Origin of the sequence: Thalassobacter sp. 16PALIMAR09 (assembly GCF_000765485.1) — a bacterium.
Lineage (GTDB): Bacteria > Pseudomonadota > Alphaproteobacteria > Rhodobacterales > Rhodobacteraceae > Thalassobacter > Thalassobacter stenotrophicus.
This window is the reverse complement of record NZ_JHAK01000002.1, coordinates 193,862-214,971: the sequence shown is the minus strand read 5'-3', so window position 1 is coordinate 214,971 and position 21,110 is coordinate 193,862. Positions and strand designations below refer to the sequence as shown.

Sequence of the window (21,110 nt, the reverse complement as noted above, 5' to 3'; positions counted from 1 at the left end):
ATGCCACGTCTTTTGACAGAATTCGGCATGGGCACGTCCCTGCGCCGCCAAGACTACACCGAGGCCGCGACCCGCGCTCTAAAGGACGCGCTGTGGCACAATTCGATCAACCTAGCGGAGCTGTTCGACAAGCCGAAATCCGCCATGCAGATCACCGCCGAAATCGGCGTGCAGCAACCCGATGCTGTCGATGCCGAGGCGTGTAAGGCCGTCTTTCCCTATGGCGATGTGACCGTGCGCGTCGTTCTTGGCGGGTTGGATGTGCCCCGGCCCGATGGCAATCCGACCGTCATCGCGAACGCCGCAATTTCCGTCGCACTAGAGGTATAAGCCATGACAGATCAACGTTTTATCATTGAGATGGGCATGGGCAACGACCTCTATGGCCAAGATATGACCAAGGCCGCCGCCCGCGCGATTGAGGATGCGATCCGTCATTCCTCAATCCCGATGTTTGAGGCGCTCAATATCTCACACGATGAGATGCGTGTTCAGGTCACCGTGGGCGTGCCGGATCCAGCGGCCACCGACACAGAGGCTCTCAAGGCCAACCTGCCCCGTGGCCGCGCCACTGTGACTGCCGTGCAAGGCGGGCTGTCGATCACGAACCCCGACAGCGGCAATGTCACAACCATCGCCACCGCCGCAGTTGAGGCGTTCTTGCCGAAACAGGCCTAGCTTCAACGCCCCTGAGGGCCTTCACCCCGGCCCTCAGGACCCCGCCAAATCGCTGAGCGATTGGCCGGTGCTCAGCATATCTGGGTCCAGTTTCAGCTCGATCACCGCAAGGGTTCCACAGGCGCGCGCGGCCTCAAAGGCGGGTGCAAACTGCGCCTGTTCCGTTACGACCCATCCCTTGCCGCCATAGGCTTGGGCCAACGCCGCAAAGTCAGGATTGGCCAGCGCGGTGCCAGACACACGCCCGGGATATGTTTTCTCCTGATGCATGCGGATCGTCCCGTAGCGGCCATTGTTAGCCACGATTACAATCGGTGTCGCACCATGTTGGATCGCTGTGGACATCTCATTGAGGGTCATCTGAAAACACCCATCCCCCGCAAGGCAAACCACGGTACGGTCCGGCGCATGCAAGGCCGCCGACACCGCCGCCGGAAAGCCATACCCCATCGACCCAGAGGTAGGCGCCAACTGCGTGCCATACTGCCGCCAGCGGTAATAGCGGTGCAGGAACGCGGCATAATTTCCGGCTCCGTTGGTCAGGATGGCATCCTCGGGCAAAACCGCATCAAGGTGCGCGATGACCTCTTCTAGGCGCACGGCACCGGGGGTGGGCTTGGGCGTGATCCACGCCTCATAGGAGGCGCGCGCGCCTCCGACCTCAGCAGGCCAGCCGGGCAATTCGCCCCCGCGCGGGGCCAAGGCGGCCACCACCGCGCCTGCGTCCGCGACCACAGGCACCTCAGCCTGATATGTCGTGTTGATCTGGTCGGGATCAGGGTGGACATGCACGATCGTTTTGCCCGGGTCCGCAGGGTCCAGCGCAGTATAACCCTGCGTTGCGATATCACCCAGACGACAACCCAACACCAACAACGCATCCGCCGCACGCAACCGCGCCATCAACGCAGGGTTCGGCCCCACGTTCAGGTCCCCGGCATAGCTCGGCTCACGGTTGTCCATGTAATCCTGCCGCCGGAAGGCCACTGCCACGGGGATTTGCGCGGCCTGCGCAAAGGTTTCTAGGTCCCGCGCGGCCTGCGCGCTCCACCCCGGGCCGCCCGCGATGATCATCGGGCGCGACGCCTCGCGCAAAGCCTCAAGGATCGGGGCAACATCGGGTGTCGCGGCGCGCGGCACCACAACGCGCGCGCGGTCCGCAACCTCAGCCGCGCTGGACAACATGTCCTCCGGCAGGGCCAAAACCACCGGCCCCGGCCGCCCCGCTTGCGCCACGGAAAACGCCCGCGCGATGTATTCGGGCAAGCGTTCAACCTGATCGACCTCAGCCACCCATTTCACCAAGCCGCCAAAGAGCCCGCGGTAATCAACCTCCTGAAAGGCCTCTCGGTCACGGTGATCCCGGGCGATTTGGCCCACAAACACCACCATCGGGGTACTGTCTTGCATCGCCACGTGCAGACCCGCACTGGCGTTGGTCGCCCCCGGTCCGCGCGTCACAAACAGCACGCCCGGCTGACCCGTCAGCTTGCCATGGGCTTCGGCCATCATAGCGGCCCCGCCCTCTTGGCGGCACACAACATTGGCGATGCCGCTGTCATACAAACCGTCCAAAGCGGCTAAGAAACTCTCACCCGGCACAGAAAACACGCGCGTGACGCCCTGTATCGCCAATTGATCGCTTAGGATTTTTCCACCGTGGCGCATGAACCTTGTCTCCCCGTCATTTGGCTTATCTGTGACACAGCCAACGGGTAAGGAAAACACCATGTCACATCTTCTGGGACTTTGCGGATCACTGCGCCGCGACAGTTTTAACCTCAAACTCATGCGCGAGGCCGCGTTGCAGTACGGCGGCCCCTTTGTTGAGGGCAATTTGCGCCTGCCGCTGTATGACGGCGACCTAGAAGAGGCCGAGGGCATTCCGGCGGATGTCCAGACCCTTGCCGACCAGATCAAAACCGCCAGCGCGGTGCTGGTCGTGACCCCAGAATACAACAAGTCCCTGTCTGGCGTGCTCAAAAACGCGCTCGACTGGGTGAGCCGTACCAAGGATGCCCCTTGGGCGGGCAAGCCTGTCGCGATCCTATCAGCGACGGCGGGCCGCTCCGGCGGAGAACGCGCGCAATACGCCACGCGCCTGTGCCTGATGCCTTTTCAGGCGCATGTTCTGCCGGGGCCCGAGGTCTTGATCGGCAGCAACTTCAATGAGTTCACCGAGGATGGACGCCTCAAGGAAGGGCGCGGGCTGGACGGGCTAAAACGGTTGATGGACGCGCTTAAGGCAGCAGCCACCTAAGCGGGTAAATTATCCTCAACCCGAAAGCCTTGGGGGATCGTATCGCGCCCCTCAAGCACCAAATCGGCCATGACCTCCGCCACCTTGGGGGCCATGCCAAAGCCAATTTTGAACCCACCATTGGCGATAAAGTGCCCGGGCCTGTCGGGCCATGCGCCCAACATTGGGGCGCGGCTACGGGCACGCGGGCGTACACCGGCCCATCGCTCAATCACCTCCGCTCCCTCCAGCACCGGAAACGCGGACAACGCGCGCGCAATCACATCATCCAGCTGATCGTCACAGGTATCGGGCGCATCGAACTCCCGCTCGGATGTTGAGCCAATCGCCACCGTCCCATCCGCATGGGGCACAATGTGCAGCGCATCGGCAAACAACTGCGGCGCATCGCGGGCATCATAACGCAAGAGCGCGGATTGCCCTTTGACGCCCGCACCCATCATCCGGCCAAACCGCTCCGACAGGTCCAACAACCCGCGCCACCCCGTGGCCCAAACGACTGCGCCTTGGTCCGGGGCCTCGGCCACGACGGGCGGCAAACACCCCGTCAAAGCCTGCGACGCCATGCGCGGATGCAACCGCCCCGACAGCGTATCGCGGATAACCATGCCCGTGGGCGATTGCGGGCACCATTCCCCCGAGGCGGCCTCAACGGACCAAACCGCCTTACCCTGCCACAACGTCTTGGCGCCCTCGGCCCGGGCCTGCGCCAGTTCCAGCCCGCGCGCATCCAACACAGGCTGAACGCGGCCGCTGCGCGCATAACCGGTGGGCAGGCCGCTGACCTGCGCGACCTCATCCCACCACGCCTGCGCCATCATCAGACTGTCGAATTGAAACGCCTTTTTCGAGTTCCAGTTTTCGGGCGTATGCGGTGCCAATGCCCCGACAATCCCCCCCGACGACCCTGCCCCCACGCCATGAGGATCAACCACCTGCACGCGCGCACCCCGCCGCGCGCAGGCCCATGCCACCGACAGCCCAAAAATCCCTGCGCCACGCACTGTTACATCGACCATCGCCACACCTCTTGCCGCATTGTTCAGATGGGCCTACAGGACGATATGACCAACGAAAACCCCCTCAGCTGGCGCGAAAACGGAACCCCGGTGTCCGATCGCTTTGACGACCCTTACTTTTCGCTCGAAGGGGGCTTGGCCGAGACCCGGCATGTGTTTTTGGACGGCAACGGTCTGCCCGCGCGCCTGCGCGACGGGTTCCAAGTGGCCGAGCTGGGCTTTGGCACCGGGTTATCGTTTCTGACGCTGTGGCAGGCTTGGATCACCTCAGACACCTACAAAACCCACGGCGGGCAAATCCATTTCACCAGCTTTGAGGCCTTTCCGCTGGACACCCACGACATGGCCCAAGCGCTTTTGGCGTTTCCAGAGCTGGCCCCCTTGGCCGAGCAATTGGTCAAAGCGTGGCCCCTGAGCCGCGCCAATTTCGGCCCCATCACCCTGACCCTTTGGAAGGGTGACGCGCGCACCATGCTGCCCCTATGGTCGGGCGCGGCGGACACATGGTTTTTGGATGGGTTTTCCCCCGCCAAAAACCCCGAGCTGTGGGAACCGAACCTCATGGCCCAAGTCGGCGCACATACCGCGCCGCAAGGCACCTGTGCGACCTACACCGCCGCAGGTCACGTCCGCCAATCCCTAGAGGCGGCAGGCTTTGACATCACACGCACCGAGGGCTTTGGCCGCAAACGCCACATGACCCGCGGGACCAAACCATGACCGACACCCAAAAAGGCATCGGGCTGATGGTCATCACGACCATCATCTTTGCCGCCCAAGACGGGATTTCCCGGCACCTTGCGGGCGAATACAACGTTCTGATGATTGTAATGATCCGCTACTGGTTCTTTGCGGCCTTTGTGATCTCCATCGCCAAGCGTCAGGCAGGCAGCATCCGCGCCGCCGCAGCCACCCAACAGCCCGTGCTACAAACCGTGCGGGGCTTTCTGCTTGCGGCTGAGATTTGTGTAATGATTACCGCGTTCACCCTTTTGGGCCTTGTGGAAAGCCATGTGATTTTCACGGCCTATCCGCTGCTGGTTGCGGCCCTTTCTGGCCCCGTCTTGGGCGAGGCCGTCGGCTGGCGCCGCTGGGCCGCGATCGGGATCGGCTTTGTCGGCGTGGTCATCATCTTGCAACCGGGGGTAAAAGTGTTCTCACCGCTCGCGCTGATCCCACTGCTCGCGGCCCTGATGTTCGCGCTCTATAACCTGCTGACCCGGTTGGCCGCCCGCAAAGACAGTGCGGCCACCTCGTTCTTTTGGACCGGCACGGTGGGCGCGGTCTTTACCACCACCATCGGCATCTGGTTCTGGGAACCGATGAGCAGCTCGGACTGGGTTTGGATGTGCATCCTGTGCGTCACCGCCGCCATAGGCCACTACACGCTGATCAAAACCTACGCCTTTGCCGAGGCAAGCGCCGTGCAACCCTTTGCCTATCTGCAACTGGTTTTTGCCTCCGCAATCGCACTTACGATTTTTGGCGAAAGCCTGTCGTGGCCGCTGGTCATCGGTGCCGCAGTGGTGATTGGCGCAGGCCTGTTCACCCTGTGGCGCGAACGGGTCAGCGCGCCGTAAGCGCAGCCCCCAGCCCCAGCGGCGCGGTTTGCCCCGACAGCCGCGCGCGATAAATCGCAAGGCTCTCGGATACGCGCATGATGTAGTTACGCGTCTCGGTAAACGGCACGTGCTCGATCCAATCGACCACATCAACCGACGGATCACCGGGGTGCCCCAACTCCTTGACCCAGCGGCGCGCCCGTGTGGGCCCTGCGTTATACGCCGCGGACACCAGCACAACATTCGCGCCAAACTCGCGCTGAAGCTCCGCCAGATATGCAGTGCCGAGGCGCGCGTTATAGACTGGATCGCTCAGCAAACGGCTCAGCGAATGGGCCTCTCCCAAGTCTTGCGCCATTTCTTTTGCGGTGCCGGGCATCAATTGCATCAACCCTCGTGCCCCTGCGGGTGACACCACGACGGGGTCAAATTCGCTTTCGCGGCGCGCAATCGACAGGGACAATTCGGGCGCAACAGGGCCATCCATGGCCACCAGCTTTGGCAACACGGCATAGTAGCCCCGGTGCAATTCCACGCCTGCTTGGGCCGCGCGTTTGCCGATCATGATGGCGATATGCGGCTCCTCTAGCTCTAGGACCAGCTCAATCAACTGACCCACTTCGCGGCGCGGTAAGCTTTCGGTGAGGTGGGTGAAAAACCGCTCCGCAAGGACGTCTTGGCCCGCATCGCGCAACACCAGTGCCGCGCGCAAGATGGAGCTATCGGCAAAAGGCGCGCTGCGGTAATCCTCAAACGCCTCTTGCCCCGTCAGCAGCGGGTCGGGGGCCAGCCCCGCGCGTTCCGCTGCCAACTGGCCATAGAAACTGGTTTGGAACCGTGCGCCAAAGGCATAGGCCTGCGCTGCGGCCTCTGGGTTGCCCGCAGCCTCCTGCGCGCGGCCCAGCCAATAGCCGCCACGACCAAAACTGATGGGGGTGCCAACTGCGGCTGTGAACCGCTCAAAATGTTGCACGGCGCGGGGGGCGTCGTTCAGTTTGCGCAGGGCGATGTAGCCCGCAAGCCATTCGGCCATCGCCACCTCAGACACATCCGTCATCCGATGCTCGGACGCCACGCGGTAGGCATCGCGGTCACGCCCGTCCTGCATCAATTGCCGCGCAAGGCGCTCTCGGTGTTGGGCCCACACTTCGGGGCGCCCCAAGGTTTCTGCACTGCGGCTGGCCTCAAACAACAGATCCATCGCGGCATCCAAACGGCCCTTGCGTAGACGCCAACGGAACCGTTCATAGGCAAGCCCGGGGTCATCACGCAGCGATGCAGGCACCGCATTGATCAACGCATCCACACCGTTTTGATCAGCGCGCAAAGCCAGTCGCGCGCGCGCCAACGCGGCCTGCGCGTCCGGCACCAGCGGCAGCATCAACGCACCTGCCTCTTGCGCACCAGCCCATGCCATATTGTCCAACCGCACCTGATGGTGGGCGGCCAGCGTTGCGCCGTGCTCCATGATGAACAGGGCGTGGTCCTCTGGCCCCATGGGTTCATTGCGCCAATACCGGATCAACACGGCCCGCGCGGCGTCACGCTCCCCGAGCCGCGTCAAAGCCTCGGAAAATCGCAGCGCGCCTTGGGCGGTGCTGGGCGGTCGAGGCGCAAAATATCGCAACACCTGATCGGGGTTTGCGTCGGGGGCAATCGCAGCCTCGACCCGCGCGCGCAGCAACGGCAGGCCCGGCCAATCACCGTTGCGCGCCAAAAAATCCTGCGCCTGCGCAAAGCTGCCCTGCCGCGCCCGCAAAAGCGACCAGCTCACGACGTCACGCCCCGCGGGGTCAGTGATCCGCGACTGTGCCGCCCGCGCCGCATCCCAATCCTGTGCGCGCACCGCTTCCATCGCCGCGCGCAAATTTGCGTCCGCCGCAGCCCCGGCAACAGACGCACACACCATCACTGCGCCCAGAAAAGCCCGTAAAATCATCGCCTGTACCACTCCGCATTCGCGCTTGTTTCGACATAGCTAAGGCCCCGCGCACCGGAAGCCAAATAGCGAACTTGTTAAAGACCCACATCGCGGCTAGTTTCCGCGCGATTCACACACGACCACACCTCATCAAAGGAAGCGTATCATGCTCAAAGGTTCCATGCCTGCCCTGATCACGCCGTTTAAAGACGGCGCAGTGGACTTCGATACGCTCAAGAAGCTGGTCGAATGGCACATCGCCGAAGGCTCGCACGGGCTCGTCCCCGTTGGCACCACCGGCGAAAGCCCCACGCTCAGCCACGAAGAACACTACGCAGTGGTTGAGGCCGTCGTGACCGCCGCCGCAGGGCGCATTCCGGTTGTCGCGGGCGCAGGCTCCAACAACACGGCCGAAGCCTATGAGATGGTCCGCCACGCCCATGACGTCGGCGCGACCGCTGCCCTTGTTGTAACGCCCTACTACAACAAGCCGACCCAAGCCGGTCTGATCGCCCACTTCGAGGCGCTGGCCGCAATTGGCATCCCAATCATCATCTACAACATCCCCGGCCGTTCCGTCGTGGATATGACGCCCGAAACGATGGGGCACTTGGCCAAGAACCCCAACATCATCGGGGTCAAAGACGCGACCGGCGATCTGGCCCGTGTTTGCGCCCAGCGCCAGACCTGCGGCCCGGATTTCATCCAGTTGTCAGGTGAGGACGCAACTGCACACGGCTTTAACGCCCAAGGCGGCACGGGCTGTATCTCGGTCACGGCAAACGTCGCGCCCAAACTGTGCAGCCAACTGCAAGAGGCCTGCCTCAAGGGTGATTACGCAACCGCGCTCACGCTTCAGGACCGCCTGATGCCCCTGCATGACGCGATCTTCACCGAGCCGGGTCTGGCCGGTGCCAAGGCCGCGCTCGAAGAGCTGGGCCTGATCGACGGCGAACTGCGCCTACCCCTTCTGCCCGTGACCGAACCCACACGCGAAAAACTGCGCGCGGGCCTGCGTCACGCGGGACTGCTGAACTGAGCCAGCCCTCCATGACAGGTACAACAGCGGGTATCCCCAAAGGGCTGATCCCGCTACTGTCAGCCACCAATTTCATCATCGGCATGGGCGCCTTTGTCGTGATCGGCGGGCTGATGCCATTGGCCAGTGACCTAGGCCTCACCCCGGGTGAGGCGGGCCTCCTGCTGACCGTCTACGCGATATCCTATGCGGTTCTGTCGCCCCTGTTGGTGACGTTAACAGGCGGGATCGGACGGCGGCGCGTGTTGGTTGCGGGGCTCGCCCTGTTCACACTGTCGAACCTGGTCGCCGCCCTTGCCCCAAATGAAACACTGCTGCTGGCCAGCCGCGTGATGGCCGCAGCTGGGGCGGGCATCACAACGCCCATCACGGCGGCAGTCGTGGCGGCCCTTGCCCCGCCCCAAGCCCGCGCCAAAGCCTTGGCCGGCGTGTTCTTTGGCATGACCATGGCGCAGGTCATCGGCGTACCGGCAGGCAGCTTCATCGCCTATACATTCGGCTGGCGCGCGGCGTTCTGGACAGTCACGGCATTGGGCCTGCCGATGCTCGCGCTTTTGTGGCTCCGCGTCCCAGCTGGCCTGTCCTTCCAACCCGTGCGCCTTGGCGATCTGGGCCGAACCCTGCGCGACGCCCGTTCCATGATTGCGGTGCTATTCACGGCAACGTTCCTTGGCGCAATCTACACGCTTTACACCTATTTCACCCCCCTCCTAGAGGCCAAAATGGGCTTTGAGCGAAACATGGTAACCGCATCGTTGATCGTCTTTGGCGTCGGCGCTGTTGTTGGCAACTGGATGGGCGGCCGGATGAGCATGCGGCTCGGACCCGCCCGCACCTTGCTGGTCCTGTCCTGTGCGCAGGCCGCGCTTATGGTCCCGTTCAGCCTGCTGCCCCTGCCGCTTCCGGTGTTTGTGGTGCTGGTCGCACTTTGGTCGGTCTGTGGCTGGTCCTTTATGGCGCCGCAACAAACCCGCCTTGTGACGCTATCCCCCCAAACGGCCCCGGTACTTTTGTCGCTCAATGCCGCCGCAGTCTATGCTGGTGCTGCTATCGGGTCGGGCATGGGCGGCGTGGTCATCGCTCGCTTCGGGATTGAGGCGCTGGGGCTGGCCAGCGGCCTCGCCGCGACACTGGCAATCGCACATATCATGCTGTCACGCAGGCTCTCTGGCTAGACATCCCAGAGCCGCGCGCATACATCCCCGTTATGGCCAAACCCAAGACCCCCGAGGAAAAGAACTACAAAGTCGTCGCCGAGAACCGGCGCGCGCGCTACGACTATGCCATCGAGGACGACATCGAATGCGGCATCGTTCTTCAGGGGTCTGAGGTCAAATCGCTACGCGAAGGCGGGGCAAATGTCGCCGAAAGCTATGCCTCGGTGGATGAGGGCGAATTGTGGCTTGTGAACAGCTATATCGCACCCTACCCGCAGGCCCGCATGTTCCCCCACGAAGAACGCCGCCGCCGCAAACTGCTGGTATCGCGCAAGGAACTGGCCAAACTGTGGAACGCCACCCAGCGAGAGGGCTACACCCTCGTGCCACTAGTTATGTATTTCAACCACACGGGTCGGGTGAAACTCAAAATCGGCATCGCAAAGGGCAAGAAAAATCACGACAAGCGTGAGACCTCTGCCAAGCGCGATTGGAACCGTCAAAAAGCCCGCCTGTTGCGCGAACGCGGCTAGTCCGCACCGCTTTTGAACGGCCCTTGCAGAGCCCTTGCACGGGGGCCAAGCCCGGCGTAGGAAGGTCCCCGACGTAAAGAGGCGATGGCAATGGCTGACGATCCCCGCATCCTCGTATCCACCGACTGGCTTGAGGCCCATCTCAACGACCCGGACCTGCGTGTTCTGGACATGAGCTGGTACCTGCCCGACGCAAACCGCGACCCAAAGGCGGAATACGACGCCGCCCACATTCCCGGCGCACGGTTTGTCCCGATTGACGAAGTCTCGGACCTGCGCAGCGCAATCCCACACACCGCCCCACCGGTTGAAAAGTTCATGTCTCGCATGCGCAAATGGGGCGTGGGGGATGGCCACCAAGTCGTCGTTTATGACGGCGCGGGCCTGTTTTCGGCCGCACGCCTGTGGTGGCTGTTCAAACTGATGGGCAAGCAGGACGTGGCCGTGCTGGACGGTGGCTTTGCCAAATGGCAGGCCGAGGGCCGCCCTACTGAGGACATGCCCCCCATGATGCGCGACCGGCACATGACCGTGTCCCGTCAGGCGCATCTGTTGAAGGATGTCACCCAAGTCGCCCAAGCCTCCAAACTGGGCACACACGAAATTCTGGACGCCCGCGCGCCCGCACGTTTCCGGGGCGAAGCGCCTGAGCCGCGCGCCGGTCTGCGCGCAGGCCACATCCCCGGGTCGCGCAACATCCCCTACACCTCGCTCCTGGCTGAGGACGGCACGATGCTGCCCACACCCGCCCTGCGTGAGGTGTTTGCCGATGCTTCCGTGGACCTGTCCAAACCCGTGATCACCACATGCGGCTCCGGCGTAACGGCGGCTGTTATTAACCTTGCGTTGGCCCAGATCGGCCATGACGCACATGCGCTCTACGATGGCTCTTGGGCCGAGTGGGGCATGTACCCTGACCTGAAAATCGAAACGGGAGAATAGCCCATGCTGAGCAACCTAAAGGCCCAACCCGTCGACAAGATCCTCGGCCTCGCCGCCGCCTATCGCGCCGACCCGCGCGACACCAAGGTGGATCTGGGCGTTGGCGTCTACAAAAACGCCCAAGGCCTGACACCCGTGATGCGCGCCATCAAGGTGGCGGAACAGCGTATCGTCGATGAAGAACAGACCAAAGCCTACACCGGGCTGGCCGGTGATCCCGCGTTCTCTGAGGCGATGGCCGGCCTGATCCTCGGCACGGACTACCCGCGCGAGCGGTTCGCTGCCGTCGCCACCCCGGGCGGGACCGGCGCGATCCGTCAGGCGCTTGAGCTGATCCAAATGGCCTCGCCCGACGCGACCGTTTGGTTGTCCAACCCGACGTGGCCAAACCACCCCTCGATCATGAAATACCTCGGCGTGCCGATGGGCGAATACCGCTACTTTGACAACGCCACGCGCGCGGTCGATTTCGCGGGCATGATGGCTGATCTTGAGGGCGTAAAGGCAGGCGATCTGGTCCTGCTGCACGGCTGCTGCCACAACCCAACGGGCGCAAACCTGAACCTCACGCAGTGGGGCGAAGTGGCCGATTTCCTGAACGCGCGCGGCGCGATCCCCTTCATCGACATCGCCTATCAGGGCTTTGGCGACGGGCTGGAACAGGACGCAGCTGGCGTGCGCCTCATCGCCTCCAAAGTGCCCGAAATGCTGATCGCGGCGTCATGCTCCAAGAACTTCGGCATCTACCGCGAGCGGACGGGCGTTCTGATGGCGCTCTCGCCGTCCTCGGCCGAGCAAAGCCTCACCCAGACCAACCTGCAATTCCTGAACCGTCAGAACTTCAGCTTCCCGCCCGATCACGGCGCGCGGCTGGTGTCGATCATCCTGAACGATGAAACACTCAAGGCGGACTGGATGCAGGAACTCGAAGAGGTGCGCCTTGGCATGCTGGACCTGCGCCAACAACTGGCTGATGCCCTGCGTGAGCGCTCCGGCTCGGACCGGTTTGGCTTTATCGCCGAGCACCGCGGCATGTTCTCACGCCTCGGCGCCAGCCCCGAACAGGTCGAAGCCATGCGTGAACACAACGCGATCTACATGGTCGGCGACAGCCGCCTGAATATCGCGGGCCTCAACGCCCAGACCGTGCCAATCCTTGCGGACGCGATCATCGCGGCGGGGGTATAGCGGCGCTTTGCGGCGCGCACCGCCCGCTTAGGCCTACACATTGCGACCCGCTCGGCACACCACCGGGCGGGTTTGTCATTGGATATTCAAGGCAAAACCCATGACCAAAGTAACCTTTGAAATGACCACGCCCGCCGATATTCCAGCGCTCCAACGCGTGCTGGACGAAACACACCTGTTCCCCAGTGAGATGCTGCCCGACATGCTCGCCCCGATGCTTGCAGGCGACAGCCCCGCGCGGTGGCTGACATGTCAGCGGGACGGCGTGGCCATCGGCCTGTGCTTTGCAGAACCTGAGGAGCTGACGGACGGCACATGGAACATGCGCGCCCTCGCGCTGCACCCGCAGTATCAGGGCGAAGGCCTCGGCGCCGCGCTCACCCGCGCACTGGAGGATCAGCTCCGCGCTGAGGGCCAACGCCTGATCATCGTGGACACCTCTGGCACGGATGACTTTGCCCAAACGCGAGGGTTTTATTGCCATATCGGCTACAACCAAGTCGCTTGTATTCCGGACTATTGGGCCAAGGGCGACGACAAGATTGTGTTTTCAAAACCGCTCTAGCCGCCGCGCCACTTTCGCTGCAATGCAGCGCTTGCACCCACTCACGCAATATCCTAACACTCAAGCCGAACAAGACGAAACTTTCTAACCCAAAGAGAATCGCCATGAGCTTCCGCCTGCAACCCACGCCCGCCGCCCGTCCAAACCGCTGCCAGCTGTTCGGACCCGGCTCCAACACCAAACTGTTCGCGAAAATGGCGGCATCGGCGGCAGACGTCATCAACATGGACCTTGAGGACAGCGTCGCACCCTCCGACAAGGCCACGGCCCGCGCCAACATCATCGAGGCGATCAACACGATCGATTGGGGCACCAAAACCGTGTCGGTCCGGATCAACTCGCTCGACACCCCGTATTGGTACCGCGACGTGGTGGACCTGCTGGAACAGGCGTCCGAGCGTTTGGACATGATCATGATCCCCAAAGTGGGCTGCGCCGAAGACATCTATGCCGTCGACGCCCTGATCACCGCGATCGAAGCCGCGATGGGCCGCACCAAGAAAGTCGCGCTTGAGGTCATTATCGAATCCGCCGCAGGCATCGCAAACGTCGACGCTATCGCAGCCGCCTCGCCCCGCCTGCAAGCCATGAGCCTTGGCGCCGCCGATTTCGCGGCCTCCATGGGGATGCAAACCACAGGCATCGGCGGCACACAGGAAAACTACTACATGCTGCGGGACGGTGCACAGCACTGGTCAGACCCATGGCACTGGGCACAGGCGGCCATCGTCGCGGCCTGCCGCACCAACGGCGTGCTGCCCGTGGACGGGCCCTTTGGCGATTTCTCGGACGATGATGGCTACCGCGCACAGGCGCGCCGCTCGGCGACGCTGGGCATGGTGGGCAAATGGGCAATCCACCCCAAACAAATCGCCCTCGCGAATGAGGTCTTCACCCCCTCCGAGGCCGCTGTGACCGAAGCCCGTGAAATCCTCGCCGCCATGGAACAGGCCAAGGCGAACGGCGAAGGCGCAACCGTCTACAAAGGTCGCCTCGTGGACATCGCCTCGATCAAACAGGCCGAAGTGATCGTCAAGCAATCCGAAATGATTGCGGGCTAACACGCCACAGCACCGGAGCGCGGACCGGAGCCCACAGGGCTCTGGCCCGCGCTCCGGTGACCCCTCGCGTCCAACTGCGCACCCCGGTTCCCAGCACAGCCCCCCGTTGCATCCCGCGCGGCCTTGTCCCATATGTGGGCGAAGCAAAAGGGCAGCCGCATGAACCACTACCTCGAGTTTGAAAAACCTCTCGCCGAGATCGAAGGCAAAGCCGAAGAGCTGCGCGCCATGGCACGCACCAATGAGGACGTCGATCTCGAAAAAGAGGCCGTCGCCCTCGACAAAAAAGCAGCCCAGATGTTGCAGGACCTCTACAAGGACCTCACACCGTGGCGCAAATGTCAGGTGGCCCGGCATCCAAACCGCCCCCATTGCAAAGACTACATCGAGGCGCTGTTCTCCGAATACACGCCCCTCGCCGGTGACCGGAACTTTGCCGAAGACGACGCCGTCATGGGCGGCCTCGCCCGGCTCGGAGATCGCGCAGTCGTCGTGATCGGCCACGAAAAAGGCGCTGACACCAAATCCCGCCTGCACCACAACTTTGGCATGGCCCGCCCCGAAGGCTACCGCAAAGCGATCCGCCTGATGGACATGGCCGACCGCTTTGGCCTGCCGGTCGTGACCCTGATCGACACCCCCGGCGCATACCCCGGCAAGGGCGCAGAGGAGCGCGGCCAGTCCGAGGCCATTGCCCGCTCGACCGAGAAATGCCTGCAAATCGGCGTGCCTTTGGTGTCCGTCGTCATCGGCGAAGGCGGCTCCGGCGGAGCTGTGGCCTTTGCTACAGCCAACCGCGTCGCAATGCTGGAACACTCGGTCTATTCCGTAATCTCACCCGAGGGCTGCGCATCGATCCTATGGAAAGACGCCGAGAAAATGCGCGACGCCGCCGAGGCCCTGCGCCTCACGGCCCAAGACCTGCACAAGCTGGGCGTCATCGACCGGATTATCCCCGAACTGCAAGGCGGCGCACAACGCAACCGGACGCAGATGATGGAAACCGTTGGTAAAAACATCGACACCATGATCGATGAGCTGTCCGGATTTTCACCCAAAAAACTGGTGGCGATGCGGCGGCAAAAGTTCCTCGATATCGGGTCCAAGGGGCTGGCCGCTTAGGCCACCCCAACCCAAAAGCGCACGAATCGATCACAGAACGGCCCCGTCGCGCAAGCGCCAACTGGTTGGATTAACCTTTATTATCAGTCACGTAGACTGACCCATTGTTGCGCACGCGCAACAAAACAGCAGTAAGACTGACCTAATAACTCGGCCGTCTACCACATGCTCGCCCTGGCGCGCGCGGGCCAAGCCGCATCATATGCGGCACCATCAATCTCCCCCTCGGTCATCTCATGCAGGACCTCACCCGCTGACGGCAACCCCGCACTTTGATCGCCCTGCGTCCACAATCCTGCCCGCATAATCGCCCGAGCGCACTGGGTATAAATCTCAGCGATTTCAATCACGATAACCGTCGTGGGCTGCCGCCCCTTTTGCACGAACCGTTCGCGCAAAGCGGCATCCGTGCTGAGGTGCGCGCGCCCGTTAACGCGCACAACAGTCGCCGATCCCGGCACCATGAACATCAAGGACACCCGTCCATCACTGACAATGTTGCGCAGGCTATCCAACCGGTTGTTGCCGCGCCAATCGGGCATCAACAGCGTCCCGGGGTCCAGCTCGGCGACCACGGGGCCATCGTCGCCACGGGGGCTTCCGTCCGTGCCCTCCGCGCCAACGGTCGTCAGCACGCAAAAGCGCGATGCCATGATCCATTTCCGATAGAGAGGCGTCAGCCGCCGCGCGACCTTTGCCAAGGATGCGGCCCCCGGCGATTGGCTATACAGCGCCTCAAGCGCTGCGATCGAGTTGACCCGTGTCACGCTGAAATCCCGCCTCGTCCAAAAGAGCATCCGACGCGGTTTCGATATCATGCTCAAGGCGTTTTATGAAATCTTGTTTGCTCAGCCCCGGCTCAATCGGCGGCAGGAAATCGATGACCGCAACACCCGGTTTGCGGGTCACGCCGCGCTTGGGCCAGAACATCCCGACATTCGCCGCAACCGGATACACCGGCTGAGCCATTTGATCATAGATCGCGGCAGTGCCGATTTTGTACGGCTTGACTACACCCGGCGCGACCCGCGTGCCTTGCGGGTAGATAATCAACTGACCGCCCCGCTGGCGGCCACTCGCCACGTCATCCAGCATCTTTTTGATCGCCACGCCACGCTGCCCACGCTTCACCGGAATACAGCCCAGCCGTAGCCCATATTGGCCAATGACGGGGGCGTATTTCAGGATGTCCTTCATGATGAAAATACCGCGCGGAATGGCGTGATAAATCATGAGAATATCGAGAAAGCTTTGGTGCTTGGCTGCCACAATCACGGGGCCTTGGCTCGGCGGGGTGCCACGCACCTCGCACCGCAGGCCAACCATCCAACGCGCCGACCAGATCACGTAGCCCGCATAGGCGTGACAGCCCGCGTGCGCGCCCCGGCGCGACACCAGCGCCCATGGCAAAAACAGGATCCCAACGACCGGCATCGCCAGATACATTTGGATGTTGAACAAGAGGGAACGAAGGAATTGCATGGCGTCCCTTATGGCATTTTGCGCAGGGCGCGCAAGGCGGCGGCGCGGGTGGCGGCAAAGCCCACGCCCCCCGCGAGCGGCGGGATCAGCAACGGCAACAGCCAACTTGCCCCCGAAAATCCCAACCCAGTCAGAAATCCGCCCGCCACATCCGCCGTTGGCAATGCCGCGACAGCCCCCATGGCCAACACGGTCCCGAGGCCCGCGCCCAACGCCGCGCGCATCGTGAACCGGTGCACAAATGCCCGCGCGATATAGCTGTCGCGTGCCCCGACCAGGCGCAGCGTTCGGATCACCCCCGCATTCGCCGCTAGCGCCGATTGCGCTGCAAGCGTGATCATCGCCGCCATGCTCAGCATAATCAAAAGCAATGACACCCAGCCGATTGTGCGCAACCGATTGGCCGCCTCGATCAAGGGGCGGCGCCAGCGCGTGTGATCATCCAAGATCGCGCCCGGGGCCTCTGCCGCGAGACGCGCGCGCAAGCCTTCGGCATCATAGCCGGCGCCAGCCTCAACCACCTCAATCAGGCGCGGGATCGGGAGTGCATCCAGCGGCAGGTCAACCCCAAACCATGGGGCCAAAAGCGCTTCTTGCTCGGCATCGCTTAGGGCGCGGGCACGGGCCACGCCGGGGGTTGTTTCCAGCACGGTGAGGGCGGCCGCGGTTTGCAGCGCCTCCTGCGCGGCGGGGGCGGAAATGCGCACCGTTGAGGTGCGTGCCAACTCTTGGCCCCACCGCACGCTTAGCCGTTCTGTTGCCAGCGACAAGGCCAAGGCGAACACCGCCAAAAACGCCATCGCAGCCGCGCTAAACACCGTCAACCAAACGGTAAATCCCGTCGGCGGGACAACGCGGTCCGCATCCGGCGCACCGGACAAAATGGCCCAGATTTGCTTCACAGATCCGCTCCCGCCAGTTGAACCGCCCCACCCGCAAGCCGCAGCACCCGGGCCGACACTTGCGCCTTGGCCGCGCGGATCAGGCCCAAATCATGGGTCGCGATGAGGACCGTTTTGCCCATCTTATTCAGCTCGACCAATAGCGACAGAAGGCGCTGCGACATCTCCCAATCGACGTTGCCGGTGGGTTCATCCGCCAAGATCACGTCAGGCCCCATGATGATCGCGCGGGCCAAGGCGGCGCGCTGACGTTCCCCCCCCGAGAGTTCGGGCGGCAAGGCATGGGCGCGCGGGCTTAGCCCGACCCACGCCAGAAGTTGCGCAAGGTTCTCGGCCTCAGCCTCAACATCGCGGCCCGAGACCGCAAGCGGCAGCGCCACGTTCTGCGTGATGCTGAGGTGATCCAAAAACTGGCAATCTTGGTGCACCACACCAATGCGTTGGCGTACTTTGGCCAGCGCATCGCGGCTCAGATCGCGGGCGTCTTGGCCCAGCAATTTAACCGTACCCGTATTGGCCAAAAGGTCGCCGTAGCACAGCTTGAGCAGGGTGGATTTGCCCGCCCCGCTTGGCCCCGTCAAAAAGTGGAACGACCCGGGCGCAAGCTGCAACGACACGTCCCGCAAGATCGCGTCCTGACCGTAGGAATAGCCCGCCTTATGCAACTCAATCACGATATGCTCCCGCCCGTGTTGGGGTCTTTCTGCCCTAGGGTCGCGAGCGGCGCAATGCGCCTGTCCCGCGTGGGGCCGGGTTTGGCCCGGTTCCCGAATTTTGGGCGATGCAGGGACCTGTGGACAAGGCGCTTGGAAAAGCGACAAGGCGTTGATAGACATAAGGTTCAAGGACATTTCGCCTGGAGAGCAGTGGCACATGCGTTTGATCTGCCCGAATTGTGGGGCGCAGTACGAAGTAGACGCTGCCATGATCCCGGCGGACGGCAGGGACGTGCAGTGTTCGAACTGTGTGACCACGTGGTTTCAGCCCGGAAAACATGACGTTGATCAGGCCCCTGCGGCAGCGCGCATACCCGTTGATGCAGTGCCCGAGGACGTGCCTGCGCCCATTCCCGCCCCGACAGAGCCGCCGCAACCGCGCCGTCAGGGCACATCGGCTGGCGCGCTTGAGATCATCCGCCAAGAGGCCGCCCGCGAAGCGCGGATGCGCGCCGCTGAGGCGCTTGAGACCCAAGAAGAAATGCCGCTGGACATGCCCGCCGACACCGCTGAGCGGGGCCGTCAAGCACGCGCGCAGATTGCCGGGCTGGCCCGCCCCGAGGCTGAGCCCCCCACGGCTAAGGTTGAGGCTGATCTGGCCCCAGGGGCAACGCTGGAACCAGAAGCGGACACGGCACCCGATTTAGCCCCCGCCCCACAGCCCCCCACGATTGCACCGGGCAAGCCCGCTGAAGCAGAGGCCGACCCCGCTGCCCAGCGGCGCGATTTGTTGCCGGATATCGAAGAGATCAACTCAACCCTTCGTCCCGATGACGTTGCACGCGAGCAGGACATCGCAGCTGTCGTCGAAACGCGGCGGCCCGCATCGCCACAGCGCGCCGGGCGTCGGTTCGGGTTTGGGTTTGTGATGGCGGCGGTCGTGATCGCGGCTATCGCATACGTGACCGCCGGATCATTGGCCCAAGCCGTGCCAGATGCGGCCCCGGTTCTGACGGTATATGTCGCGTGGGTAAATGATTTGCGCGTGCAGCTTAATGAGGTGTTCACGCAGCTTACGACGCTGGTGAACACCCTTAACGCGCGCTAAGGCCTACTACTGAAGGTCAGCAAAGGCCTTTTGCATCCGCTCAACCGCGTCTTCGATCACCGCGCGGGACGTCGCGATGTTGAAGCGCAGGAAACTCTCTCCGCCCTTGCCGAATGTCGGCCCGTGGTTGGCCGCGATTTTCGCGTCCTGTTGCACGCGGCGGGTGAACTCATCACGGTCCATGCCGGTGTCCGCGAAATCGACCCATGACAGGTACGTCGCCTCCAGCCGGGAGGATTTGAGGCCCGGGATCGCGTTGATCCCGGCGTCGAAAATTTGGCGATTGCCATCAAGATAAACCATTAGATCGTCCACCCAAGCGGCACCTGCAGGGCTGTAGGCCGCCTGCGCCATGACGATCCCGAAGGAGTTTGGCGAAAGGCCCAGCGCCCCCATCCGCTTTGCGAACCGTGCGCGCAGACCTTCATCGGCGATGATGACGTTGCCGATATGCGCGCCCGCGATGTTAAAGGTTTTGGTGCTTGCGGTCATCATCACCAACCGGTCCGAGATCCCGTCCAGCGCGGACATCGGCGTGTGGGTGAAGCCGGGATAGATCAGGTCGTGATGGATTTCATCGGACACAAGGATCAGGTCGTGACGCTTGGCGAAATCGGCGACCTCTTGCAGTTCGGCCCGGGACCAGACGCGACCGTTGGGATTGTGGGGCGAGCAGAAGACGAGCATCGTCTCGGACCCATCGAGTTGGGCGTCCCACGCGGCGGTATCAAGGCTGTAGTGCCCGTCGGTATTGGCAAGTTCGCATTCGACAACGCGGCGGTCTGCGGCCTCAATCACGCGGGCGAAGGCGTGGTAGACTGGGGTCATTAGGACAACGCCGTCACCTGGTTTGGTGAAAGCATCCACGCACAGGCCCGTCCCGTTCACGAGGCCATGGGTGGTAAAGATGGAGGCCGGATCAACGTGCCAGTTGTGGCGGGTTTGCATCCACCAGCAGATCGCCTCTTTGTAGGCGGTTTGATCGCCGTAGTAGCCGTAGACGCCGTGGTTATGCATCGCCGCCAGCGCGTCCGCGACGCATGCCGGCGGTTTGAAGTCCATATCCGCGACCCACATCGCCAGACCATCCTGCGGGGAGACGCCATAAAGGCTCTCCATCGCATCCCACTTAGAGCAGCTGGTGCCCACGCGATTGATAATGGGATCGAACCTTGGGTCGAGATCGGAATGGGCGGTCATGGGCAGGTCTCCTTTGGCGGGGAAGCTAGTGAAATGCGGGGCGGACGCAAGGGGTGCGGCGCTGGGACGCCTCCGGCGGGAGTATTTTGGGAACAAAGGAGAGGGCGGCGCATTGCGATTTGCGGGCGTCTGGATTACGTGAAGGGTATGACAAAACGGACCATTCTTATCCATCCGGACCCGCGATTGAAGGCGATTGCTGCGGCTGTTGAGGATTCTGGTGATGACCTGCGCGCGTTGGCCGAGGACATGCTGGAGACGATGTATCATGCGCCGGGCATTGGCTTGGCCGCGCCCCAGATCGGGATTGGCCAGCGGCTGATTGTGATGGATTGCGTGAAGGAAGAGGGCGAGGCGCCCCGGCCTTTGGCGATGCTGAACCCACGGGTGATTGCCGCCTCCGATGAGACGAGCGTTTACGAGGAAGGCTGCCTTTCGATCCCGGATCAGTACGCGGATGTCACGCGCCCTGCCGAGGTGGAAGTCGCGTGGATGGACGTGGACGGTTCTGCCAAGAGCGAAGTGTTTACCGGGCTTTGGGCGACCTGTGTGCAGCATGAAATTGACCATTTGGACGGCAAGCTGTTCATCGACTACCTCAAACCGCTCAAGCGTCAGATGATCACCCGCAAGATGCAAAAGCTGAAACGGGAATTGGCGCGGCCTTAGGCGCGTGTATTGCGGCCCCAAGGGGCCGCTGATCCGATTGGACTAT

At 62.8% G+C, this 21,110-nt stretch carries 23 protein-coding genes; 15 read left to right on the top strand and 8 right to left on the bottom strand.

Annotated features, from left to right (window positions below):
• Entirely contained in the window at positions 1-330 is a 330-nt protein-coding gene (locus PM04_RS04985; protein ID WP_038004292.1) for a Lin0512 family protein, read from the top strand.
• A 3-nt stretch (positions 331-333) separates the two neighbouring features.
• Positions 334-678, top strand: a complete 345-nt coding sequence (locus PM04_RS04980; RefSeq protein WP_038004290.1) for a Lin0512 family protein — start codon at positions 334-336, stop codon at positions 676-678.
• 33 nt (positions 679-711) lie between these two features.
• Here the strand turns inward: PM04_RS04980 and PM04_RS04975 are convergent, their stop codons facing one another.
• Positions 712-2,346, bottom strand: a complete 1,635-nt coding sequence (locus PM04_RS04975) for a thiamine pyrophosphate-binding protein (protein ID WP_038005095.1) — start codon at positions 2,344-2,346, stop codon at positions 712-714.
• A gap of 61 nt (positions 2,347-2,407) precedes the next feature.
• Here PM04_RS04975 and PM04_RS04970 point away from each other — a divergent pair, with 61 nt between their 5' ends.
• Positions 2,408-2,938, top strand: a complete 531-nt coding sequence (locus PM04_RS04970; RefSeq protein WP_038004287.1) for an NADPH-dependent FMN reductase — start codon at positions 2,408-2,410, stop codon at positions 2,936-2,938.
• On the opposite strand, the gene PM04_RS04965 is transcribed toward PM04_RS04970, so the two are convergent.
• Complete coding sequence (locus PM04_RS04965; RefSeq protein WP_038004284.1) at positions 2,935-3,963, bottom strand: FAD-binding oxidoreductase; 1,029 nt, start codon at positions 3,961-3,963, stop codon at positions 2,935-2,937. The genes PM04_RS04970 and PM04_RS04965 overlap by 4 nt on opposite strands.
• A 39-nt stretch (positions 3,964-4,002) precedes the next feature.
• Here PM04_RS04965 and mnmD point away from each other — a divergent pair, with 39 nt between their 5' ends.
• Together mnmD and PM04_RS04955 are read left to right on the top strand one after the other, a co-directional pair.
• Positions 4,003-4,677, top strand: coding sequence for a tRNA (5-methylaminomethyl-2-thiouridine)(34)-methyltransferase MnmD (gene mnmD / locus PM04_RS04960; protein WP_038004282.1), 675 nt, complete (start codon positions 4,003-4,005; stop codon positions 4,675-4,677).
• Positions 4,674-5,537: a DMT family transporter gene (locus tag PM04_RS04955; protein ID WP_038004281.1), complete on the top strand. Its 864-nt coding sequence runs from the start codon at positions 4,674-4,676 to the stop codon at positions 5,535-5,537. The genes mnmD and PM04_RS04955 overlap by 4 nt, the downstream gene beginning before the upstream one ends.
• On the opposite strand, the gene PM04_RS04950 is transcribed toward PM04_RS04955, so the two are convergent.
• A complete protein-coding gene (locus PM04_RS04950; RefSeq protein WP_038004279.1) occupies positions 5,524-7,458 on the bottom strand; it encodes a lytic transglycosylase domain-containing protein in 1,935 nt (644 codons plus the stop codon). The two genes, PM04_RS04955 and PM04_RS04950, sit on opposite strands and share 14 nt — an antisense overlap.
• Before the next feature lie 148 nt (positions 7,459-7,606).
• Between PM04_RS04950 and dapA the strand changes: the two genes are divergently transcribed.
• The 8 genes from dapA (at position 7,607) to PM04_RS04910 (ending at position 15,047) form a co-directional block, all read left to right on the top strand.
• Positions 7,607-8,479, top strand: a complete 873-nt coding sequence (gene dapA / locus PM04_RS04945) for a 4-hydroxy-tetrahydrodipicolinate synthase (protein WP_038004277.1) — start codon at positions 7,607-7,609, stop codon at positions 8,477-8,479.
• An 11-nt stretch (positions 8,480-8,490) separates the two neighbouring features.
• Complete coding sequence (locus PM04_RS04940; RefSeq protein ID WP_038004276.1) at positions 8,491-9,654, top strand: MFS transporter; 1,164 nt, start codon at positions 8,491-8,493, stop codon at positions 9,652-9,654.
• Between the two features lie 32 nt (positions 9,655-9,686).
• Complete coding sequence (gene smpB, locus PM04_RS04935; RefSeq protein ID WP_038004274.1) at positions 9,687-10,169, top strand: SsrA-binding protein SmpB; 483 nt, start codon at positions 9,687-9,689, stop codon at positions 10,167-10,169.
• Positions 10,170-10,259: 90 nt separating this feature from the next.
• Positions 10,260-11,111 carry a 3-mercaptopyruvate sulfurtransferase gene (sseA, locus tag PM04_RS04930; RefSeq protein ID WP_038004273.1) on the top strand — a complete coding sequence of 284 codons (852 nt, stop codon included), beginning with the start codon at positions 10,260-10,262 and terminating at the stop codon, positions 11,109-11,111.
• Between the two features lie 3 nt (positions 11,112-11,114).
• Positions 11,115-12,299 (top strand): amino acid aminotransferase, encoded by a 1,185-nt coding sequence (locus PM04_RS04925; RefSeq protein WP_038004271.1) that lies wholly within the window; start codon positions 11,115-11,117, stop codon positions 12,297-12,299.
• Between the two features lie 100 nt (positions 12,300-12,399).
• Positions 12,400-12,864 (top strand): GNAT family N-acetyltransferase, encoded by a 465-nt coding sequence (locus tag PM04_RS04920; protein WP_052068204.1) that lies wholly within the window; start codon positions 12,400-12,402, stop codon positions 12,862-12,864.
• Positions 12,865-12,968: 104 nt separating this feature from the next.
• Positions 12,969-13,925: an L-malyl-CoA/beta-methylmalyl-CoA lyase gene (locus PM04_RS04915; RefSeq protein ID WP_038004269.1), complete on the top strand. Its 957-nt coding sequence runs from the start codon at positions 12,969-12,971 to the stop codon at positions 13,923-13,925.
• 159 nt (positions 13,926-14,084) lie between these two features.
• Entirely contained in the window at positions 14,085-15,047 is a 963-nt protein-coding gene (locus PM04_RS04910; RefSeq protein ID WP_038004265.1) for an acetyl-CoA carboxylase carboxyltransferase subunit alpha, read from the top strand.
• 158 nt (positions 15,048-15,205) lie between these two features.
• On the opposite strand, the gene PM04_RS04905 is transcribed toward PM04_RS04910, so the two are convergent.
• Genes PM04_RS04905 through PM04_RS04890 form a run of 4 tightly spaced genes read right to left on the bottom strand, consistent with a single transcriptional unit; the run spans position 15,206 to position 18,105 of the window.
• The gene (locus PM04_RS04905) at positions 15,206-15,844 is read right to left on the bottom strand and encodes a pyridoxamine 5'-phosphate oxidase family protein (protein WP_052068203.1); all 639 of its coding nucleotides are present in this window, start codon (positions 15,842-15,844) and stop codon (positions 15,206-15,208) included.
• The gene (locus PM04_RS04900) at positions 15,783-16,529 is read right to left on the bottom strand and encodes a 1-acyl-sn-glycerol-3-phosphate acyltransferase (RefSeq protein WP_038004260.1); all 747 of its coding nucleotides are present in this window, start codon (positions 16,527-16,529) and stop codon (positions 15,783-15,785) included. Before PM04_RS04900 ends, PM04_RS04905 begins: the two co-directional genes overlap by 62 nt.
• A gap of 8 nt (positions 16,530-16,537) precedes the next feature.
• The gene (locus tag PM04_RS04895) at positions 16,538-17,431 is read right to left on the bottom strand and encodes an ABC transporter permease (protein WP_038004259.1); all 894 of its coding nucleotides are present in this window, start codon (positions 17,429-17,431) and stop codon (positions 16,538-16,540) included.
• Positions 17,428-18,105, bottom strand: a complete 678-nt coding sequence (locus tag PM04_RS04890) for a cell division ATP-binding protein FtsE (protein WP_038004257.1) — start codon at positions 18,103-18,105, stop codon at positions 17,428-17,430. Before PM04_RS04890 ends, PM04_RS04895 begins: the two co-directional genes overlap by 4 nt.
• A 199-nt stretch (positions 18,106-18,304) precedes the next feature.
• Here PM04_RS04890 and PM04_RS04885 point away from each other — a divergent pair, with 199 nt between their 5' ends.
• A complete protein-coding gene (locus PM04_RS04885) occupies positions 18,305-19,195 on the top strand; it encodes a zinc-ribbon domain-containing protein (protein WP_052068202.1) in 891 nt (296 codons plus the stop codon).
• 6 nt (positions 19,196-19,201) lie between these two features.
• On the opposite strand, the gene PM04_RS04875 is transcribed toward PM04_RS04885, so the two are convergent.
• A complete protein-coding gene (locus tag PM04_RS04875) occupies positions 19,202-20,395 on the bottom strand; it encodes a MalY/PatB family protein (RefSeq protein ID WP_038004255.1) in 1,194 nt (397 codons plus the stop codon).
• Between the two features lie 147 nt (positions 20,396-20,542).
• Here PM04_RS04875 and def point away from each other — a divergent pair, with 147 nt between their 5' ends.
• Positions 20,543-21,064, top strand: a complete 522-nt coding sequence (def, locus tag PM04_RS04870) for a peptide deformylase (protein WP_170863213.1) — start codon at positions 20,543-20,545, stop codon at positions 21,062-21,064.
• The last annotated feature ends 46 nt before the right edge of the window (positions 21,065-21,110 follow it).

What these genes read in the sequence shown, in the direction of transcription:
- PM04_RS04985 (WP_038004292.1), top strand. Translation starts at nt 1, where the DNA reads ATGCCACGTCTTTTGACAGAATTCGGCATGGGCACGTCCCTGCGCCGC.
- PM04_RS04980 (WP_038004290.1), top strand. Translation starts at nt 334, where the DNA reads ATGACAGATCAACGTTTTATCATTGAGATGGGCATGGGCAACGACCTC.
- PM04_RS04975 (WP_038005095.1), bottom strand. Translation starts at nt 2,346, where the DNA reads ATGCGCCACGGTGGAAAAATCCTAAGCGATCAATTGGCGATACAGGGC.
- PM04_RS04970 (WP_038004287.1), top strand. Translation starts at nt 2,408, where the DNA reads ATGTCACATCTTCTGGGACTTTGCGGATCACTGCGCCGCGACAGTTTT.
- mnmD (WP_038004282.1), top strand. Translation starts at nt 4,003, where the DNA reads ATGACCAACGAAAACCCCCTCAGCTGGCGCGAAAACGGAACCCCGGTG.
- PM04_RS04955 (WP_038004281.1), top strand. Translation starts at nt 4,674, where the DNA reads ATGACCGACACCCAAAAAGGCATCGGGCTGATGGTCATCACGACCATC.
- PM04_RS04950 (WP_038004279.1), bottom strand. Translation starts at nt 7,458, where the DNA reads ATGATTTTACGGGCTTTTCTGGGCGCAGTGATGGTGTGTGCGTCTGTT.
- dapA (WP_038004277.1), top strand. Translation starts at nt 7,607, where the DNA reads ATGCTCAAAGGTTCCATGCCTGCCCTGATCACGCCGTTTAAAGACGGC.
- PM04_RS04940 (WP_038004276.1), top strand. Translation starts at nt 8,491, where the DNA reads ATGACAGGTACAACAGCGGGTATCCCCAAAGGGCTGATCCCGCTACTG.
- smpB (WP_038004274.1), top strand. Translation starts at nt 9,687, where the DNA reads ATGGCCAAACCCAAGACCCCCGAGGAAAAGAACTACAAAGTCGTCGCC.
- sseA (WP_038004273.1), top strand. Translation starts at nt 10,260, where the DNA reads ATGGCTGACGATCCCCGCATCCTCGTATCCACCGACTGGCTTGAGGCC.
- PM04_RS04925 (WP_038004271.1), top strand. Translation starts at nt 11,115, where the DNA reads ATGCTGAGCAACCTAAAGGCCCAACCCGTCGACAAGATCCTCGGCCTC.
- PM04_RS04920 (WP_052068204.1), top strand. Translation starts at nt 12,400, where the DNA reads ATGACCAAAGTAACCTTTGAAATGACCACGCCCGCCGATATTCCAGCG.
- PM04_RS04915 (WP_038004269.1), top strand. Translation starts at nt 12,969, where the DNA reads ATGAGCTTCCGCCTGCAACCCACGCCCGCCGCCCGTCCAAACCGCTGC.
- PM04_RS04910 (WP_038004265.1), top strand. Translation starts at nt 14,085, where the DNA reads ATGAACCACTACCTCGAGTTTGAAAAACCTCTCGCCGAGATCGAAGGC.
- PM04_RS04905 (WP_052068203.1), bottom strand. Translation starts at nt 15,844, where the DNA reads ATGCTCTTTTGGACGAGGCGGGATTTCAGCGTGACACGGGTCAACTCG.
- PM04_RS04900 (WP_038004260.1), bottom strand. Translation starts at nt 16,529, where the DNA reads ATGCAATTCCTTCGTTCCCTCTTGTTCAACATCCAAATGTATCTGGCG.
- PM04_RS04885 (WP_052068202.1), top strand. Translation starts at nt 18,305, where the DNA reads ATGCGTTTGATCTGCCCGAATTGTGGGGCGCAGTACGAAGTAGACGCT.
- PM04_RS04875 (WP_038004255.1), bottom strand. Translation starts at nt 20,395, where the DNA reads ATGACCGCCCATTCCGATCTCGACCCAAGGTTCGATCCCATTATCAAT.
- def (WP_170863213.1), top strand. Translation starts at nt 20,543, where the DNA reads ATGACAAAACGGACCATTCTTATCCATCCGGACCCGCGATTGAAGGCG.